Consider the following 15,984-nt stretch of genomic DNA (forward strand, 5'->3'; position numbering starts at 1 on the left):
CTCGGCGGCTACCCCGGCGGACGCAGGGGAAACAACAGGCACGGCGGACCCGGCAGGCCGGTTTGGAGCGGTCGCGTCCGGGTAGCCGGGATCAGACGTCGCTCCGCACGAGCGCACCGCCGGGGTCCGCCGGCGGTCCGGGCGAATGGGGGTGTCCGATGCACGAGGGGACGAGGCGGGTGGCATGAGCGCGCTGCTCGTCGAGGGAGTCGAGCGGATCGCCGTGCTGAGGGCCAACGCGCTCGGCGACCTGCTGCTGGCCCTGCCCGCCATCGGGGCGCTCAGACGGGCGTACCCCGCCGCGAAGATCACCCTGCTCGGCCGTGAGTGGCACGCGCGGTTCCTGCGGGGCCGTCCGGGCCCGGTGGACGAGGTGGTGGCGCTGCCGCCCATCTCCGGCGTCTCCTCACCGCCGGACGGCACCGCCGCCCCCGAGGAGCTGTACGAGGACCTGCGTGAGCGCAGGTTCGACCTGGCCGTCCAGATGCACGGGGGCGGGCGCAACTCCAACCCGTTCATCAGAAGGCTGGGGGCGCGGGTGACGGCCGGCCTGCGCGCCCCCGACGCCCCGCCGCTCGACCGCTGGGTGCCGTACGTCCACTACCAGCACGAGACGCTGCGCTACCTGGAGGTGGCCGGGCTGCTCGGCGCCGCGACCAGCGAGATCGAGCCGAGGGTCGCCGTCGTCAGGGAGGACTGGGCCGAGCTGAACCGCACGCTCGGCAAGGTGCCGAGGGGCCTGGTCGCGATCCACCCGGGCGCGGGGGACCGGCGCAGGAGATGGCCTCCGGAGCGCTTCGCGGAGGTCGCCGACCGGCTCGGACGACCGGTGGTGGTGACCGGCGTCGAGGAGGAGCGGGAGGTCGTGGAGAAGGTCGTCGCGCAGATGCAGACCCCGGCGAGGGCCGTCGTCGGAGAGTTGTCGCTCGGCGGGCTCACCGCGTTGTACGCCGCGTGCGACCTGCTCGTCTCCAACGACACCGGGCCGCGTCACCTGGCGGCGGCGACCGGCACCCCCACCGTCGGCGTCTACTGGTGCGGAAACATGATCAACTGGGGTCCGCTGAGCAGGGGCCACCAGCGGCCGCTGATCTCCTGGACGTCGGGCTGCCCGGTCTGCGGGCTGCCCGCCGGCACGGAGGGCATGCGGGAGTGCGGCCACCGCGACGTCTCGTGGGTGGGCGACGTGAGCGTGGACGACGTGCTCGAACAGGCGTGGGACCTGCTGCGATGAGCTCCGTGGCGGAGCGGCGCGGCACGCGGAGGACAGCGGCCGACAAGACAGCGGCGGACAAGGCCGCGGCGGACAAGGCGAAGGTCTTCGAGACGCCGCCCGTCGAACTGCGGCCGAGCGACCCGGGCGAGCCGGGCATCCGGCGCCGTCGGCGCGGGCGCGGGTTCACCTACACCTGGGCCTCCGGCCGGCCCGTGAAGGACCGGGCCGCGCTGCGCCGGATCAGGTCGCTCGCGATCCCCCCGGCGTGGACCGGCGTGTGGATCTGCGCCGACCCGAACGGTCACCTCCAGGCCGTGGGCACCGACACCGCAGGCCGGCGGCAGTACCGCTACCACGACGAATGGCGCAGGCAGCAGGACGAGGCCAAGTTCGACCACGTGCTGGAGATCGCGCGGCGGCTCCCCGGGTTCCGCGAGCGGGTCGCCCGCGACCTGCGCGGCGGCGAACTGAGCCGCGAGCGTGTGCTGGCCACCGCCGCGCGCATGCTCGACATCGGCTTCTTCCGGGTGGGAGGCGAGGAGTACACCGACTCCTACGGCCTCGCCACGCTGAAGACGTCGCACGTGAAGTGCGGCGACGGCGAGGTCGTGTGCCGCTACCTGGCCAAGGGCCGCAAGGAGCGGGAGCAGGTGCTGGCCGACGCCGACGTGTGCGAGGTGCTGACGGCGCTGTCGAAGGGACGCAGGGGCGAGTTGCTGCGCTACCGCTCGGAGGAGGGCTGGGTGGACGTGCGCAGCGCCGACATCAACGCCTACCTGAAGGAGGCGTTCGGCACCGACGTCTCCGCCAAGGACTTCCGCACCTGGCACGCCACGGTCCTGGCCGCGGTCGGGCTCGCCGTCTCCCGCCCCGTACGCGGCGGCGCGGGGCGAAAGCGGGCGGTCTCCAGGGTCATGAAGGAGGTGTCGGAGTACCTCGGCAACACGCCCGCGGTGTGCCGCGCCTCCTACGTGGACCCCCGCATCGTCGAGTTGTACGAGCAGGGGCGGACGATCCCCCTCGAACGGCTGGGCGAGGAGACCGGAGAGGGCGGGCTCGCCACCCACGGGCCGGTCGAGGAGGCCGTCATCGAGCTACTGCGCCGAGCATCCGCACGGCGGCGCTGACCACCTGGGCGGCCGGAACCACGGCGCCCAGGTGGTCGGAAGCGTCCGCCTCGTGCAGGATCGGGTGGCGGCCGCCGGCCGTGGACACCAGCACCGAGGGCGTCCGGTAGGCCCCGGCGAGCCTGGTCATCGCGACGTCGCCGCTGATGACCAGCCGGGCCCCGGCGACCAGCGCGCACAGCTCACGCAGCGAGGTGCGGCCCGCGAGCACGATCTGCGGCGGCAGCACGGCCCGGGTGGCCACGAGCAGGGCCATCGGGCGTTCCCGCCTGCTGCCGGTGATCACGACGGGCAGGCCCTCGTCGGTCAGCACCCGGGCCACCTCGGCGAACCGGTCGGCCGGCCAGCGCAACGAGGCGCCGCCCGTGCCCGGGTGGATCACTATGGCCCCCGGCGCGGGGCTCGCGGTCAGCGGAGTGGGCAGCGCCATGTCGTCCGGGTCGGCCGGCACGCCGTGCCACTGGAGCAGCCGGCACCACCGCAGCACCTCGTGCTCGCCCGGGTCCCACCACGGCCCCCTGATCCATGGGACGTCCGGGTTCGCGTACGCCCACAGGCGTCTGATCCCGTCGCCCTGGTGCCGCAGATCCAGCAGGACGCGGTGGCTGCGCGGCCCCTGGCCGTGCAGGTTGACGGCGAGCTCGGGCAGGAGCGGCGGATGGGCGGCGTCCTCCTCGCCGGGCCCGGGCCACGACAGCGGCGCGAGCCCGTGAGCGGGCAGGATCCGGTCCACCGCGCCGGTGAGGGCGGCGAGCTCGCTCAGCTCCGGCGGGCAGGCGAGCACGACGCGCAGCCCGTGCCTGCGCAGCGCGCGCAGCGCGGGCACCACGGTGAGCAGGCCCCCGATGCCGTCGGAGCGCAGCACGAGGGCCGTCGACGTCATGGGTTCACTCCGGGGGTCGCCAGGATCACGAGGCGCTCCTTTCGAGCTGGCGGGTGGACAGCACCCGGTCGTACGTGGCCAGGGTCTCGGCGGCGATGCGGCTCCAGCCGTAGCGTGCGCGGGCCCGGTCGGCCCCCGCGATGCCGTACGCGGTGCGCCGCACCCGGTCGTCGAGCAGCTTGCGCAGCGCCTTGGCCAGCACAGCGGGCTTGCGGGGCGGCACGAGGAGGCCCGTCACGTTGTTGACGACGGTCTCCTTCTGCCCGCCGACGGCGGAGGCGACGACGGGCACGCCGCAGGCCATCGCCTCCAGCGCCACCATGCCGAACGGCTCGTACCACGGCACGGAGACGACGGCGGTGGCCGAGCGCATCAGCCCGGGCAGCGTGTCGCGCCCGACCCTGCCGAGGAAGCGGACCCGGTCGCCGACGCCGGCCTGGGCGGCGAGCCAGCGCAGCCGGGTGACCTCGGGGTCGTGGTGCAGCTCGGTCGCGGGGGGACCGCCCGCCACGACGAGCTCGGCGTCCCGCAGGTACTGCAGCGCCATGATGGTCGTCTCCAGGCCCTTGCGCGGCACGAGCCTGCCGACCGACAGCAGACGAGGCCGGTCCGGCCGCTCCAGCGGCGCGACGTGGGGGTGGAAGGCCGTGACGTCCACGCCACAGGGGACCACCCGGGTCGCGCGCCGCGGCACCCGCATGCGGATCAGCTCGTCGACCTCGTCGGTGCAGGTCGCGATGACGTGGTCGGCGCGCCGTCCGATGGAGGCCTCGGCATCGAGCCGCCGGCGCGGGCTGGTGTCGGCCGGGCCCTGGTGCCGCCGCTTGACGCTGCCGAGCGCGTGGAAGGTGTGCACGACCGGGATCCGCAGCCTCTCCGCGGCGTCGAGCGCGGCCAGGCCGCTCATCCAGAAGTGGCTGTGCACGATGTCGGGCCGGTCGAACAGCCACCTGTCGTGCAGCCACTCACCGAACCGGGGGATCCAGGGAAGGATCTCGTCCTTGGGGATCTCGGAGGCGGGGCCCGCGGGCACGTGGACGACGTCCACGCCGGGGCCGAAGGACACGGTTTCCGGCAGGTCGGCGCGGTCCTTGCGGGTGTAGACGGTGACCTCGTGCCCGGCCCTCGCGAGCTCCGCGGCGAGGGCGGCGACGTGCACGTTCTGGCCGCCTGCGTCGACACCGCCGAGGGTGGCGAGCGGGCTGGCGTGCTCCGAGACCATGGCGATCTTCACTGGGGGTTCCTCCATGAGCGGCAGTGGCGGGTACCCGGCTCGGGGGTCAGGGAGTCCAGGTGAGCAGGTCCGGCGACCGGGCCGAGGGCGGCGGCCGGTCGCCGTACGCGGAAGCCGCCGGCGCGGACGCGGCGGCGGCTTCCTGGGGCGGAACGGCCCGCGACGACGGCGGCGTACGCATGGCGGGCCGTGGCGGGCGTATGGCGGCGGGTGGTCGCGCGGCCCGGGAGGGCGGTGGCGCGCGGTCCGCGGGCGATGCGGCGGTGAACGGAGAGGGATGCGACACGGGGGCCGGAAGAGTGGGCTCCCGCCGGAGAGAGGGGTTCAGCGGTGGCGCCGCCGGGGGTGTCGCTCCGTGCGGGGCGGGGTGAAGGCCGGTCGCAGATTCCCAAGACGCTCCTCCGTCACGGCATGCTCACGCCAAGGAGGTACCTGCGTCTTAGGCACCGGGAATATCAATACCCATATCCATCCTCGCGCCCGTCAAACCACTGGTTTCGCCCGGGTAGGGCCGGGCAGCGCTAGCCATGACGGAACCGAGGGGGACACGAGGGGAAGAGATGGAGACGCCGCACTATGTCGCGGCCCGCGTGCAGCGGGCTCTCGCGGAGGACGAACGGACCACCGAGCTGGGCATTCGGGTGGATGTGCGAGGAGAAGAGGTCTACCTGCGCGGGCAGGTCTCCTGTGACGAGCGGCGGCGCCAGATCGAGAACGTCGCCCGGGAGGCGGCTCCGGGCCTGAGAGTGCACAACGAGACCACCCTGGTGGAGGTGCGGGAGGCGGGAGAGGAGGAGCATCTGTGAGGGAGTTGCGGATCGCCGCCGTCGCCGACATCCATCTGGGCGAGGACCTGCGCGGTCACTATCGCAAGAAGATCGAGGGCATCGAGCGCCGGGCGGACGTGCTGCTGGTGGGAGGCGACCTGACCAGGCACGGCACGATCTCTGAGGGCCGGGTGGTCGCCGAGGAGCTGAGCGGCCTGCCCATCCCCGTCGTCGCGGTGCTCGGCAACCACGACTACCACTCCGACCACGACCAGGAGATCATCGACCTCCTCCGTGACGCCGGCATCGTCGTCCTCGACGACGAGGGCGCGGTCGTCTCCGTCGACGGCGTACGGCTCGGGATCGCCGGGGGCAAGGGCTTCGGGGGCGGCTTCGCCGGGAAGTGCGCGAGCGAGTTCGGCGAGCCGGAGACCAAGGCGTTCGTCCGGCACACCAAGGAGATCGCCGAGCGGTGGCGGCGGGCGCTCAAGGACCTGGACGCCGACCACAAGATCGTGCTGAGCCATTACTCACCGGTCAAGGACACGCTCATGGGCGAGCCGCCGGAGATCTATCCGTTCCTCGGCAGCTACATGCTCGCGGAGGCGGCCGACGCGGAGGGGGCGGACCTCTTCATCCACGGCCACGCGCACGCGGGCACGGAAAAGGGCGTGACTCCCGGTGGAATCCGGGTACGCAACGTCGCACTCCCGGTCATCAAGCACGCGTACACCGTCTACTGCCTGAACGGGGACGACTGCTGAGCGTCTGGCCGTGAGACGGCGGCCGGCCATGTGGCCGGCCGCCGTCTCCGTGTCCACGAACAGAGTTGACGAGATGTACGCGTTGTCGAGGTGTAGTACGCCAGGGCGTGTCTGACAAATGCCGCCCTTCGCCCGCGTGGACCGGGGCGCCGCCGGGCCACGCGTGGCAGGGCCGTGATCTGTCAGACACGACCTAGGGATTGAAGATGCTGACGCCACCGGGGCCGACGAGGAATCCGATGACGATGAGGACGATCCCCCAGAGGATGTCCCGACGGGCCAGGATCACGTAGATCCCGGCGATGACCAGTACCACGGCGATGATCCAAAGCAGAGTAGCCATGGCCCTCCACTGCCCGTACAAAGGGTCTCGTAACATCATTCAGGGCTGGCGCCCCTCGATTTTGCGCCAGAAGTCCCCATCGTTACGTTTGCTTGACAATAACCGGGCATGTGGGGATGTATGACCACTTTCGGTTATTTCCTATCCAGTGAGGAACATGATCCGAAGGAGCTGGTCCGCCAGGCGAAACTCGCCGAGGAGGCCGGCTTCGAAGCGTTGTGGATCTCGGACCACTATCACCCGTGGCTGGACGAGCAGGGCGAGAGCTCGTTCGTGTGGTCCGTCATCGGGGCCGTCTCACAGGCCACGTCGCTGCCGGTGACCACCGCCGTCACCTGCCCCCTCATCCGGATCCACCCCGCGATCATCGCCCAGGCCGCGGCGACCGCCCAGATCCTGCTGGACGGCAGGTTCAGGCTCGGGATCGGCACCGGAGAGGCGTTGAACGAGCACATCCTGGGCGACCAGTGGCCCCCGGCCGAAGAGCGCAGACGCATGCTGGAGGAGGCCGTCGACGTCATCAGGGAGCTGTGGACCGGCGAGCTGGTGACGTACCAGGGCGAGTTCTACGAGGTGGACACCGCGCGGCTGTACTCACTGCCCGCCGAACCTCCGCCGATCTACATCTCCGGCTTCGGGCCCAAGTCCGTCGAGCTCGCGGGCCGGATCGGCGACGGGTACATCCACACCGCGCCCGCCGCCGACATGGTGGAGGCGTTCCACAAGGCGGGCGGCGAGGGCAAGCCGTGCGCGGCCGGGCTGAAGGTGTGCTGGTCGGAGGACGAGGCCGAGGCGCGCAGGACCGTCCACCGGCTGTGGCCCAACCAGGGGATCCCCGGCGAGGCCGCGCAGCTCCTGCCGCTGCCCCGGCACTTCGAGCAGCTCTCCCAGCTCGTCACGGAGGAGGCCGCCACCGGGTCGACGCCCTGCGGGCCCTCGCCCGAGGCGCACCTCGGCGCGATCCGCGCGTACGTGGACGCCGGTTTCGACGAGGTCTACGTCAACCAGATCGGCCCGGACCAGGACGGCTTCTTCGAGTTCTACGCGACGCGGATCCTGCCGCGCCTGCGGGAGACGGCCTGACCGCGACGGAGGGCGCGACCATGTGAGCCGCGCCCTCCGCCAGGGGTTTTCAGCCGTCGTCGTCGCTGTTGTTCCTGACCCGGCGCAGCGACAGGAGCGGCTGGACGAACCAGAGCCAGCCGGACAACAGCGCCACGAACGCCCAGATCAGCGCCGTCTGCCAGACACCGGCCAGCGCGTCGACGACCAGGGCGGTGGAGCAGGACATGGACACCGCCAGGGCCAGTCCGCCGACCACGCCAAGCCGGTTGGCCCGGCGCAGCAGCAGCTCCTTGAGACCGGACCGGAACAGGATCCTGTGCTGAGTCGCCGGGGCGATCAGGCAGATCGACGCGACCGCCGCGGTCACGACCGCGGAGTAGAACAGCCAGTCCCCGGTGGCGTCGATCTTCCCGAAGCCGGCGGAGAAGGGAAGCGTCAGCAGGAACGCGAACAGCACCTGCACGCCCGTCGCCGCCACCCTCAGGCCCTGCAGCAGCTCGCCGAGCTCGCGGTCGACGCGCTCCTTCGGATGCTCGTCGGTGTTCTCCAGCGGCTCCAGCACCTCGCTCACGCTTCCTCCTCGCCCGGCGGCGGCCCGGAGTCGGCGGGACGCGCACCTAACAGCGCCGTTGCGGGGCGCCCACTCGTGCGCTCGCTCATCGTGCGGCCTTCATCAGGCGCGCGTACGCGAGCTGGAGCCAGTCGGAGATCGCCACGGCCGCCATGGTGGCCCCGGCCAGCCGGGTCGCCCTGGGGAAGAACACGGTGCCCGCCGCGTATCCCGTGGCGATCCACTGGGACAGGCAGAACGGGCAGGTCAGCAGCTCGCCCATGGCATGCCGCACCCCGTGGCCGCGGACCTCCTCCTTGAGCTCCGCGGGGCCGGAAACGCCTTCGTACCGCGTGAAGGGGGCGCGGATGGGGCTGGTGACCGCGTCCTTCGCGAGAGTGCGCGAGAGCCGGTGCGTAAACAGCCCCATGAGCGCGAGGTCCATCACCTTGATCTTCTCGGGGCCCGTGCGGCCCGTCAGCTTCGCCGCGGCCAGCAGCGCCCCAACGGCCCCGCCGTACACCGCGAGAACCCGTGTGTACGAGGCGAGCGGACGGCTCTCGTCACCCTCGTACTCGCGTTTGATCTCCTGGAGGGTCTCGGTCATGAGCGCGCTCTACCCGGGATAGTTTGCGCCGAACATGGCTGGGCAAGCGACGTGAGTGGGTAGTCACAGTCACGAAGTCACCGACGCGATTCTTGAAACGCTCAAGCGCGCCGGGGCCGGTCTCAAGGAAGCCGGGGTGCGCTTCGCCCTGGCCGGAGGCTGCGCCGGCTACGCGAGGGGCGCCGCGCCATCACTGCACGACGTCGACTTCGCCCTCGTCGAGGACGACGTCCCGCTCGCGCTGAAAACCCTGGAGGGCCTGGGTTTCCGGACCGCGAAACCACCGGAGGACTGGCTGGTCAAGGCGTTCGACGAGGAGGGCGTGCTCGTCGACCTGATCTTCTCGCTGGCCGACAGGCCCGTGACGGAGGCGATGATCGCCCGCGCCGAGCCAATCAACACCGCCGCGCTGAGCCTGCCCGTCCTCGAAGCCACCGACCTGGTGATCTCCTGGATACTGCCGCTGTCAGAGCACGCCTGCGACTACGGCTCCCTGCTGCCCATGGTCCGCGCCATGCGGGAGCAGGTCGACTGGGACAGGGTCGCCTCGGTCGTCGCGCCGTCGCCGTACGCCTCGACGTTCGTCACACTCCTGGAACGGCTGAACATCATCGCCCCTACGACACCTGGTGACGACAGCACCTGGCCGTGAAGAAGGGTCAGGACGCAAGTCCCCTACGCGGGAAGGAAGGGGCCACGCGGCCACCGGCCGCGCGGCCCCTTCCGCCATCACATGGACGAAGTGCGGGGGAAACGCCCGTAGTACTCCCCGACGCGATCCCGGTAGCCCGGCTCGCCCATCGCCTCCTCGTGGAACTCAGGCGCGTTCTTGATCTCCTGTTTGGTGCGGCTGACGAAGATCTTGCGATCCTGGAAGTCGATCCTCGTCACCACACTCGCGGGCAGCAAGACCTTCTTCCCGAAGATCCATGGTCCCGTGTCCACGACGATGTAGCTCTGGCCCGCCTCGTAGGTGGCCTCGTCAACGGAGCCGATCTTCCCGTCCACGGCCTGGACGTCGTAACCGGCGATGTCCATCTGCTGTCCGGTGCCGCTCACGGTTTCGGAGTACGACCAGAGATCAGGTGTCATGGTGCTCACTCCCTTCGTCGTCACTCTCCGTACCCGAAGGGAAACAGGGGAACATCCCGGACACGTAAGGGCAGGGCATCGTCTGACCACCCGCCGGTCGGGTGGGACCGGCCGCGCCATGGCGCGGAGCACTTCCGGATGCCGCTACTCTTGTGTCGCGGGCGCCGCTAGCTCAGTTGGTTAGAGCAGCTGACTCTTAATCAGCGGGTCCGGGGTTCGAGTCCCTGGCGGCGCACCACGTGAAGGCCCAGGTCTGCCCGGCGGACCTGGGCCTTCGGCATTGGCTGGAGAAGCCGTACCTGGAGGACGCGAAGGGTGAGGCCCGCGTCCACGCAGAGACGCCGCGGCAATCAGCCCACCTCACCTCTCCCGTCGTGATCTTGTAGTTTGTCGCACCAACGGCGAGTGAGCTGCGGTTCCGCCCTTCGTGATCTTGCAGCGATTGAGGCCAGGGCGGCCGTGCCAGGGAAAACATGGTTCGTGATCTTGCACTTCCCGTCGAAGTGCAAGATCACAAATGGCGTTCGTGCTGCTCACGTGACTGCGGGTCCATTGCGTGCAAGATCACGGAGGGTCTCCTCGCAGGTCACGGGCCTACGTGCGACTAACTACAAGATCACGGGGAGGGTGGGCTGGTCCGGGGCGTCGGGCGTCGTGGAGTAGGGGTGACGTCAGCGGGAGGTCTCGTACCAGTGATAGGGGATCGACCAGTCCCAGTGCTCGGTCTCCTCCTGCTCATGCGTGCGGTGGGTCGTGTTGGGGTCCCAGCCCGGCATGCCCGCGATGCCGAACTGGGCGGCCCAGTAGCGTCCGAGCCGTACGAACCCCTGGCCGAGAGCGACGGCCATCCGCTTCAGCAGCGAGAACACCATCGGGCACCACTTCCTCGCACGATTCAGGTACCACACCAAAGTGACACAGATCACCAAGTCTCTGGAAATAAAGATTTAATCTGCCCGATTCCTCCGTGTAAATGCCCGGAGGGGAATATCACGCGCACAGCAGTGGCACGTTACGGCCTGTCTCCGGCGGGCGGCATGCCCCCGCACGTCAGCGTCCCGTAGCCCCTTGGCCCGGCGAACTGTCACCGCCGCCTGAGTGTGCCTGTGGATAACGTCCCGATGCCGGTGGCGGGGCCTGACAGAATCGCTCGCACGACCTGACCGGGCGGCCGACGAGAGCCCCCGGAGGGACGCCGACCAGGGGAGGGCGAGCGGATGGCGGGGGCGAACCGGCGAGGAGCCGGAGACCGGGAGGACACGCGGCGGGGCCTCGGGCCGCCGGGCGACGCGGACTGGAGTTTTCCCTGGTCGTCGCGGTCTCCGGGCCGTGCGGCCGAGGACCTGGTGGCCGAGTTGCTGCAGGCGGCGCTGGAGGCGGGGCGCCGAGGTGACGAGACCGAGTTCCGGCGATGCGTGCGGGTCCTCGCCCAGGGCCAGGGGCTGCGCGACCTCGTGGACCGGGCCCTGCTGGACGCCCTGAACCGGAACGTGGCACTCGCGTGGCAGCGAGGCTGGCAGCCCGCCGACGTCGTCCGCCTGGCGGGCCGGCGGCTGGAGGCGGGGCACGTCCGCCTCGTGACCGACGCTGTCGCGGCGGAGATGCGGGCCTACGCGGCGGCGACGGTCGATGACCGCTGGCTGGACCAGCTCGCGGCGATCGGCGCGACGGTGTGGTGGAGCCGCGAGGAGGAGTACCTCCGCGAGGACGGCGACCGGATCGGGATGGTCGCCCGCGCGTTGCGGGTGATCCGTCTGCTGGCCACGCTGCCGCGGCTGGAACGGCTGTGCCCGGTGCCCGGGACGGCCCGCCGCGCGGCCGGATCCCGGGGCCGCGCCGTGGACGAACGGATGCTCGCCCGGGTGCGAGCGCTGCTGGCCAAAGCCGAGTCGACCGAGTTCGAGGCGGAGGCCGAGACGTTCACCGCCGCGGCCCAGTCGCTGATGGCCCGGCACAGCATCGACGCCGCGCTGCTGGCCGCCGGAACGGCCGGCGAGGGCGAGGCCGGGCGGCCTGAGGGACGCAGGCTGGGCGTCGACGCGCCCTACGAGGGCCCGAAGGCGATGCTGCTTGACGTGGTCGCCTCGGCCAACCGCTGCCGCTCGGTGTGGAGCCGGCACTTCGGGTTCGCCACCGTGCTCGGGTTCCCCGCCGACCTGGCCGCGGTGGAGGTGCTGTTCACCTCCCTGCTGGTGCAGGCCACGACGGCGATGAGGCTCGCGGGGGCCCGCCGTGACGCATTCGGCCGTTCCCGCACGCGGTCGTTCCGGCAGTCGTTCCTCGCGGCGTACGCGCAGCGCATCGGCGAGCGGCTGGCGGAGGCGGCGGGACAGGCGGTGCGCGAGGCCGCCGCCGAGACCGGGCGCGATCTGCTGCCGGTGCTGGCGGCCAGGGAGGCCGCGGTCGAGGCGAGGGTCGAGGAGCTCTTCCCGACCCTGACCATGGTCGGCGCGGGAGCGATCAGCAACCGGGAGGGCTGGATCTCCGGCCGGGCCGCCGCCGACCATGCCGTCCTGGACGTACGCCCCAAGATCGCCCAGGGAGGAGCAGGATCCCGGCTCGACCGCTGACGACGCCGGGCCCAGGCGCTACACGACGGCCGCAGACGCGGTCAGTTCAGGAGATCGGGGTCGGAGGCGAGGATCTGGTCCAGCAGGGGCTGGAAGTTGATCCAGCCGACGAGGTCGTTGCCGATCTGGCCGTGCGTGAGCTTGGCGTTCTCGTGCGAGATGGGCACCGTCGGCCCGGCGGCCTTGGCCGCGAGCTGCGCCTGGCAACTGCGCTCCATCGTGATGAACCACCAGGCCGCCGCCTCCACGCTGTCGCCGACGGTCAACAGCCCGTGGTTGCGCAGGATGACCGCCTTGTGCGAGCCCAGCGCCCCCGCGATGCGGCGGCCCTCCTCGGTCTCCACGACCACTCCGGTGTAGTCGTCGAACAGGGAGTGGTCCTCGTAGAACGCGCACGCGTCCTGGGTCAGCGGTTCGAGCAGCGTCCCCAGCGCCGACAACGCCTTGCCGTACACCGAGTGGGAGTGGGCGGCGGCGACCACGTCGGGCCTGGCCTGGTGGACCATCGAGTGGATGGCGAACGCCGCCTGATTGACGTGGTGGCGACCCTCCACCACTTGGCCCTCGTGGTTGACCAGGATCAGGTCGCTGACCTTGATCTGCTTGAACGACATGCCGAACGGGTTCACCCAGAAGTGGTCGGTGTGCTCCGGGTCCCGGGCCGTGATGTGGCCGGCCACGCCCTCCTCGAAGCCGAACCTCCCGAACAGGCGCAGCGCCGCCGCGAGCCGCTCCTTGCGGTGGCGCCGCTCCTCCTCCACGGTGGCGAAGGCCGGCGGCAGCCGGAAGGCGAGCTGGTCGGCGGGCACGGGCCGCAGGTCTGACAGGCTCATCGCGACTCCCCAGGGCTCGTTACGCGTACCCCACAAGCCTGTCCTCCGCCCGCGCCCCCTGTCCACTGGCGGCTTCGGCCCTGCCCGATAGGGCGGTGGGGACGGACCGGATCCGCGTAAGGTGCATGCAGCGTGAGCGACGGGAGGTACCGATGCGGCTGGAGGCCGTCTTCTTCGACGTCGGAGAGACCCTGGTGGACGAGACCCGCGAGTACGGCACCTGGGCGGACTGGCTGGGCGTCCCCCGGCACACCTTCTCCGCCGTTTTCGGCGCCGTGATCGCGCGCGGCGGCGACTATCGGGACACCTTCCAGCACTTCCGCCCCGGTTTCGACCTCCACGCCGAGCGGGAACGCCGGGCCAGGGAAGGACAGGCGGAGACGTTCGGAGAAGAGGACCTCTACCCCGACGCCCGGCCCTGCCTGGCCGAGCTGCGGGAGCTGGGGCTGCGCGTCGGCCTCGCGGGCAACCAGACCGCCCGCGCCGAGGCCATCCTGCGCGCCCTGGACCTGCCGGTGGACGTGATCGGCACCTCCGACGGCTGGGGCGTGGAGAAGCCGGACACGTCCTTCTTCGCCCGGCTGGTGGCGGAGGCCGGCTGCCCGGCGAGCTCCGTCCTCTACGTGGGCGACCGCCTCGACAACGACATCCGGCCCGCGCAGAGGTCCGGGCTGCGCACCGCGCTCGTACGGCGGGGCCCGTGGGGCCACATCCTCCACGACGAGGCGGCGGCGCGGGCCTGCCTGTTCCATGTGGACTCGCTGGCCGAGATCCCCGCGCTCGTCCGCAAGCACAACGGCGATTGACCATGCCGGGGCGCCACCAGGAGACGCTCCGCGCGAACCGGGACTAATGGAGAAGACGGGCCGGGCGGTGAGCTTCTAGAGTCGCCCGGGTGAAGCTCGATCATGATGACGACATCACGCCGCTGCTCGGCCGGGACTGGAGTGGGGTGAACCACCGGGACGCGCTCGCCGATCTCGCCAGGCTCGGCTGGACGCCCTGCGGCGTGGGCGACTGGGCCGTCGGCCTGCGCTCGCCCCGTGGCCTGCTGGCCGCGCGGATCTGCCCGTTCGACCCGGCCTATCCGGCCTTCCTCGAACTGTGCCGCCGCTGCCCCGGCAATCCGTACCTGCCGCACGTGGCGCTCGCCGAGGCCCTCGACGGCGGCGGCTCGCTCACGGTGCTGGAGTTCCTGGCCCCGGCCGCTCCGGAGGAGGCGGCGGAGGTGGCCCGCCGATGGCGCGAGGGGGAGGGGGACGAGGCGTTCGACACCGTACGGCGCACCGCGCTCACGGTGGACGAGGAGTGGCGGGCCCGCACGCCCTGGTGGGACGGGATCGACCTGAACCACGGCAACGTCCGCCGGGCGGTGGACGGCAGGATCGCGCTCGTCGACGTCTTCTGCATGGACGGGGCGTCGCTGTACGGCCAAGTGCTCGACGACTCCGCCGTCGTACGCGAACGCCTGTCCACGGCCGCGACGCGACACCTGCTGGACATTCCGTACCTCGCCCGCGAGAGCTCTCCGGCGGAGATCGAGGCGCTGCGCGCGGCCTGGGGGGCGGGGGCCGCCGTCACATCGTGAGCTCGGGGTGCCTGGCGCGGCCGAGGTCGGCCAGTCGTTCGTCCAGCGCCCGCGTGGCCGCCGCGGGCGGCAGCACTTTCAGCACGCCGCTGACGCGGTCGTGCCCGACCGCGTACCACTGGTCGTCGAGCGCGTCGACCGCCTGCCGGAGATGCTCGGCGGCCTGGTCGCCGTCGGTGCGGGCGTGGGCGGCGGCGAGGTCGGCGAGCAGCACCGAGCGCTGCTTGCCGCCGTTCGGGCCGAGGTCGTCGAGCGCCTTGCGCAGCCGGCGGGCCGCCTCCTCGTGGTTGCCCGCCGTCAGCGCGCTGTAGCCGGCGAAGCCGTCGAGCCTGGCCCGCCCGAAGAAGTCTAGCCAGGGCGGGTCGTCGCCGCCCGCGTCGACCATGTGGTCGGCGCGGTCGATGTGACGCATGCACTCCTTCGGCTCGCCGCAGCGGGCCGAGATCTCCGACGCGACACAGTGGAGCCATGCCCTGGTCAGCGGGCCGACGCCGTGCCATGCGTGCGCGAACGCCGCGTCGAGCAGGCCGAAGGCGTCCGTACGGTGGCCCTCGAAGCCGGGCACGAACGCCGCGTGGGCGAGTACGGCGGCGGCGAGCGGATGGTCCCCGCACTCGCGGGTGGCCGACAGGGCCATCCGGAACAGCCGCGCGGCGGTGGGGCCGTCGTTCAGGTCGAAGAAGGCGACCCTGCCCGACAGCAGGGCCGAGCGCGCGGCCGCCTCGGCCAGCGTGTGCCGCACCGCGCCCTCCGGCGCCGCCCGCAGCAGGCTCATGCCGAGCCGGGTGTGCGCGATCGACGCCTGGAAGATGTCGTCCGGCGGCGAGGTCCAGTAGAGGGCCGCCTGCTTGTCCACGACCCGGGCGAACGCCTCGGCCGACTCGGCGTCGACCCCGCGCCCGCGTTCGGCCGCCGCGGGTAGACGCTCGCCGCCCTCCCCGAGGAGGGGAGCGAGCACGCCCGCGCCGATAAGCCCCCGCAGGAACGTGGAGCGGTCGATGCCGTCTGCGGCGATCATGCTCAGCAGCCTCCGTATCTCGTCCACCACCTCCGTGACCGGCCGCATGGCCATCTCGTCGGGGGTGAGCAGTCCCAGCTCGCTCGCGGGTTTGTCGAAGATCGTCACCAGGTGCTTGCGGTAGCGCGGATCCGGCCACCGCTCGCCGGTCTCCCAGCGCCTGACCGTGTTGGCAGTCAGGCCGGTGTCCTTCTCGCCGCACGACCGCATGGACGTGCGGATGCGTTCGCACAGCTCCTCGTAGGACCACCCGCGCTGCAGGCGTTCCCACGCGAGCCGGCGGTTCTGCGGATGGCGGTGGTTGGCCGGCATGTCGCACCCCTCCTC

18 protein-coding genes and 1 tRNA gene are annotated in these 15,984 nt (G+C 71.5%); 10 read left to right on the forward strand and 9 right to left on the reverse strand.

Going from position 1 to position 15,984, the window contains the following annotated elements; all coding sequences use genetic code 11:
• Positions 1-184 precede the first annotated feature (184 nt).
• Together HHX31_RS10615 and HHX31_RS10620 are read left to right on the forward strand one after the other, a co-directional pair.
• On the forward strand, positions 185-1,234 hold the full coding sequence (locus tag HHX31_RS10615; RefSeq protein WP_169947684.1) for a glycosyltransferase family 9 protein: 1,050 nt from the start codon (positions 185-187) through the stop codon (positions 1,232-1,234).
• Positions 1,231-2,343 carry a DNA topoisomerase IB gene (locus HHX31_RS10620; protein WP_169947687.1) on the forward strand — a complete coding sequence of 371 codons (1,113 nt, stop codon included), beginning with the start codon at positions 1,231-1,233 and terminating at the stop codon, positions 2,341-2,343. Before HHX31_RS10615 ends, HHX31_RS10620 begins: the two co-directional genes overlap by 4 nt.
• Here HHX31_RS10620 and HHX31_RS10625 read toward each other — a convergent pair.
• Both HHX31_RS10625 and HHX31_RS10630 read right to left on the reverse strand, forming a co-directional pair.
• Positions 2,303-3,226, reverse strand: a complete 924-nt coding sequence (locus HHX31_RS10625; RefSeq protein WP_169947688.1) for a glycosyltransferase family 9 protein — start codon at positions 3,224-3,226, stop codon at positions 2,303-2,305. The genes HHX31_RS10620 and HHX31_RS10625 overlap by 41 nt on opposite strands.
• 25 nt (positions 3,227-3,251) lie before the next feature.
• Complete coding sequence (locus tag HHX31_RS10630; RefSeq protein ID WP_169947690.1) at positions 3,252-4,460, reverse strand: glycosyltransferase; 1,209 nt, start codon at positions 4,458-4,460, stop codon at positions 3,252-3,254.
• Positions 4,461-5,020: 560 nt separating this feature from the next.
• Here HHX31_RS10630 and HHX31_RS10635 point away from each other — a divergent pair.
• Both HHX31_RS10635 and HHX31_RS10640 read left to right on the forward strand, forming a co-directional pair.
• Positions 5,021-5,266, forward strand: coding sequence for a BON domain-containing protein (locus tag HHX31_RS10635; RefSeq protein WP_169947692.1), 246 nt, complete (start codon positions 5,021-5,023; stop codon positions 5,264-5,266).
• On the forward strand, positions 5,263-5,991 hold the full coding sequence (locus tag HHX31_RS10640) for a metallophosphoesterase (protein WP_311931726.1): 729 nt from the start codon (positions 5,263-5,265) through the stop codon (positions 5,989-5,991). The genes HHX31_RS10635 and HHX31_RS10640 overlap by 4 nt, the downstream gene beginning before the upstream one ends.
• A gap of 193 nt (positions 5,992-6,184) precedes the next feature.
• Here HHX31_RS10640 and HHX31_RS10645 read toward each other — a convergent pair whose 3' ends face one another.
• The gene (locus HHX31_RS10645) at positions 6,185-6,334 is read right to left on the reverse strand and encodes a GPGG-motif small membrane protein (RefSeq protein WP_169947694.1); all 150 of its coding nucleotides are present in this window, start codon (positions 6,332-6,334) and stop codon (positions 6,185-6,187) included.
• Between the two features lie 120 nt (positions 6,335-6,454).
• Here HHX31_RS10645 and HHX31_RS10650 point away from each other — a divergent pair, with 120 nt between their 5' ends.
• Positions 6,455-7,417 (forward strand): TIGR03557 family F420-dependent LLM class oxidoreductase, encoded by a 963-nt coding sequence (locus HHX31_RS10650; RefSeq protein ID WP_169947696.1) that lies wholly within the window; start codon positions 6,455-6,457, stop codon positions 7,415-7,417.
• Between the two features lie 49 nt (positions 7,418-7,466).
• Here HHX31_RS10650 and HHX31_RS10655 read toward each other — a convergent pair whose 3' ends face one another.
• Positions 7,467-7,970 carry a DUF6328 family protein gene (locus HHX31_RS10655; protein WP_169947698.1) on the reverse strand — a complete coding sequence of 168 codons (504 nt, stop codon included), beginning with the start codon at positions 7,968-7,970 and terminating at the stop codon, positions 7,467-7,469.
• 85 nt (positions 7,971-8,055) lie between these two features.
• Entirely contained in the window at positions 8,056-8,556 is a 501-nt protein-coding gene (locus HHX31_RS10660) for a DUF1360 domain-containing protein (protein ID WP_169947700.1), read from the reverse strand.
• A gap of 55 nt (positions 8,557-8,611) precedes the next feature.
• Between HHX31_RS10660 and HHX31_RS10665 the strand changes: the two genes are divergently transcribed.
• A complete protein-coding gene (locus HHX31_RS10665; protein ID WP_169947702.1) occupies positions 8,612-9,208 on the forward strand; it encodes a nucleotidyltransferase family protein in 597 nt (198 codons plus the stop codon).
• A gap of 77 nt (positions 9,209-9,285) precedes the next feature.
• Here the strand turns inward: HHX31_RS10665 and HHX31_RS10670 are convergent, their stop codons facing one another.
• Positions 9,286-9,648, reverse strand: a complete 363-nt coding sequence (locus tag HHX31_RS10670) for a PRC-barrel domain-containing protein (protein WP_169947704.1) — start codon at positions 9,646-9,648, stop codon at positions 9,286-9,288.
• A gap of 161 nt (positions 9,649-9,809) precedes the next feature.
• Here HHX31_RS10670 and HHX31_RS10675 point away from each other — a divergent pair.
• Positions 9,810-9,886: transfer RNA gene (locus tag HHX31_RS10675), tRNA-Lys, on the forward strand.
• 433 nt (positions 9,887-10,319) lie between these two features.
• On the opposite strand, the gene HHX31_RS10680 is transcribed toward HHX31_RS10675, so the two are convergent.
• Positions 10,320-10,520, reverse strand: a complete 201-nt coding sequence (locus HHX31_RS10680) for a hypothetical protein (protein ID WP_169947706.1) — start codon at positions 10,518-10,520, stop codon at positions 10,320-10,322.
• A gap of 345 nt (positions 10,521-10,865) precedes the next feature.
• On the opposite strand from HHX31_RS10680, the gene HHX31_RS10685 reads away from it, so the two are divergent.
• Positions 10,866-12,218, forward strand: coding sequence for a DUF2786 domain-containing protein (locus HHX31_RS10685; protein ID WP_169947708.1), 1,353 nt, complete (start codon positions 10,866-10,868; stop codon positions 12,216-12,218).
• Positions 12,219-12,259: 41 nt separating this feature from the next.
• Here the strand turns inward: HHX31_RS10685 and HHX31_RS10690 are convergent, their stop codons facing one another.
• Entirely contained in the window at positions 12,260-13,051 is a 792-nt protein-coding gene (locus tag HHX31_RS10690; RefSeq protein WP_169947710.1) for a class II aldolase/adducin family protein, read from the reverse strand.
• A 152-nt stretch (positions 13,052-13,203) separates the two neighbouring features.
• On the opposite strand from HHX31_RS10690, the gene HHX31_RS10695 reads away from it, so the two are divergent.
• Positions 13,204-13,857: an HAD family hydrolase gene (locus tag HHX31_RS10695; protein WP_169947712.1), complete on the forward strand. Its 654-nt coding sequence runs from the start codon at positions 13,204-13,206 to the stop codon at positions 13,855-13,857.
• 89 nt (positions 13,858-13,946) lie between these two features.
• Positions 13,947-14,639, forward strand: a complete 693-nt coding sequence (locus HHX31_RS10700; protein ID WP_169947714.1) for a hypothetical protein — start codon at positions 13,947-13,949, stop codon at positions 14,637-14,639.
• On the opposite strand, the gene HHX31_RS10705 is transcribed toward HHX31_RS10700, so the two are convergent.
• Positions 14,629-15,969 carry a helix-turn-helix transcriptional regulator gene (locus HHX31_RS10705; RefSeq protein ID WP_169947716.1) on the reverse strand — a complete coding sequence of 447 codons (1,341 nt, stop codon included), beginning with the start codon at positions 15,967-15,969 and terminating at the stop codon, positions 14,629-14,631. The genes HHX31_RS10700 and HHX31_RS10705 overlap by 11 nt on opposite strands.
• Between the last annotated feature and the right edge of the window lie 15 nt (positions 15,970-15,984).

It is taken from the genome of Microbispora sp. H11081 (genome assembly GCF_012999535.1).
In the GTDB taxonomy this organism is placed as follows: Bacteria; Actinomycetota; Actinomycetes; order Streptosporangiales; family Streptosporangiaceae; genus Microbispora.

Bases quoted from the DNA above. Each gene is read 5' to 3' on its own strand.
- HHX31_RS10615 (WP_169947684.1), top strand. From the start codon at position 185: ATGAGCGCGCTGCTCGTCGAGGGAGTCGAGCGGATCGCCGTGCTGAGG.
- HHX31_RS10620 (WP_169947687.1), top strand. From the start codon at position 1,231: ATGAGCTCCGTGGCGGAGCGGCGCGGCACGCGGAGGACAGCGGCCGAC.
- HHX31_RS10625 (WP_169947688.1), bottom strand. From the start codon at position 3,226: ATGACGTCGACGGCCCTCGTGCTGCGCTCCGACGGCATCGGGGGCCTG.
- HHX31_RS10635 (WP_169947692.1), top strand. From the start codon at position 5,021: ATGGAGACGCCGCACTATGTCGCGGCCCGCGTGCAGCGGGCTCTCGCG.
- HHX31_RS10645 (WP_169947694.1), bottom strand. From the start codon at position 6,334: ATGGCTACTCTGCTTTGGATCATCGCCGTGGTACTGGTCATCGCCGGG.
- HHX31_RS10650 (WP_169947696.1), top strand. From the start codon at position 6,455: ATGACCACTTTCGGTTATTTCCTATCCAGTGAGGAACATGATCCGAAG.
- HHX31_RS10660 (WP_169947700.1), bottom strand. From the start codon at position 8,556: ATGACCGAGACCCTCCAGGAGATCAAACGCGAGTACGAGGGTGACGAG.
- HHX31_RS10670 (WP_169947704.1), bottom strand. From the start codon at position 9,648: ATGACACCTGATCTCTGGTCGTACTCCGAAACCGTGAGCGGCACCGGA.
- HHX31_RS10680 (WP_169947706.1), bottom strand. From the start codon at position 10,520: ATGGTGTTCTCGCTGCTGAAGCGGATGGCCGTCGCTCTCGGCCAGGGG.
- HHX31_RS10685 (WP_169947708.1), top strand. From the start codon at position 10,866: ATGGCGGGGGCGAACCGGCGAGGAGCCGGAGACCGGGAGGACACGCGG.
- HHX31_RS10690 (WP_169947710.1), bottom strand. From the start codon at position 13,051: ATGAGCCTGTCAGACCTGCGGCCCGTGCCCGCCGACCAGCTCGCCTTC.
- HHX31_RS10695 (WP_169947712.1), top strand. From the start codon at position 13,204: ATGCGGCTGGAGGCCGTCTTCTTCGACGTCGGAGAGACCCTGGTGGAC.
- HHX31_RS10705 (WP_169947716.1), bottom strand. From the start codon at position 15,969: ATGCCGGCCAACCACCGCCATCCGCAGAACCGCCGGCTCGCGTGGGAA.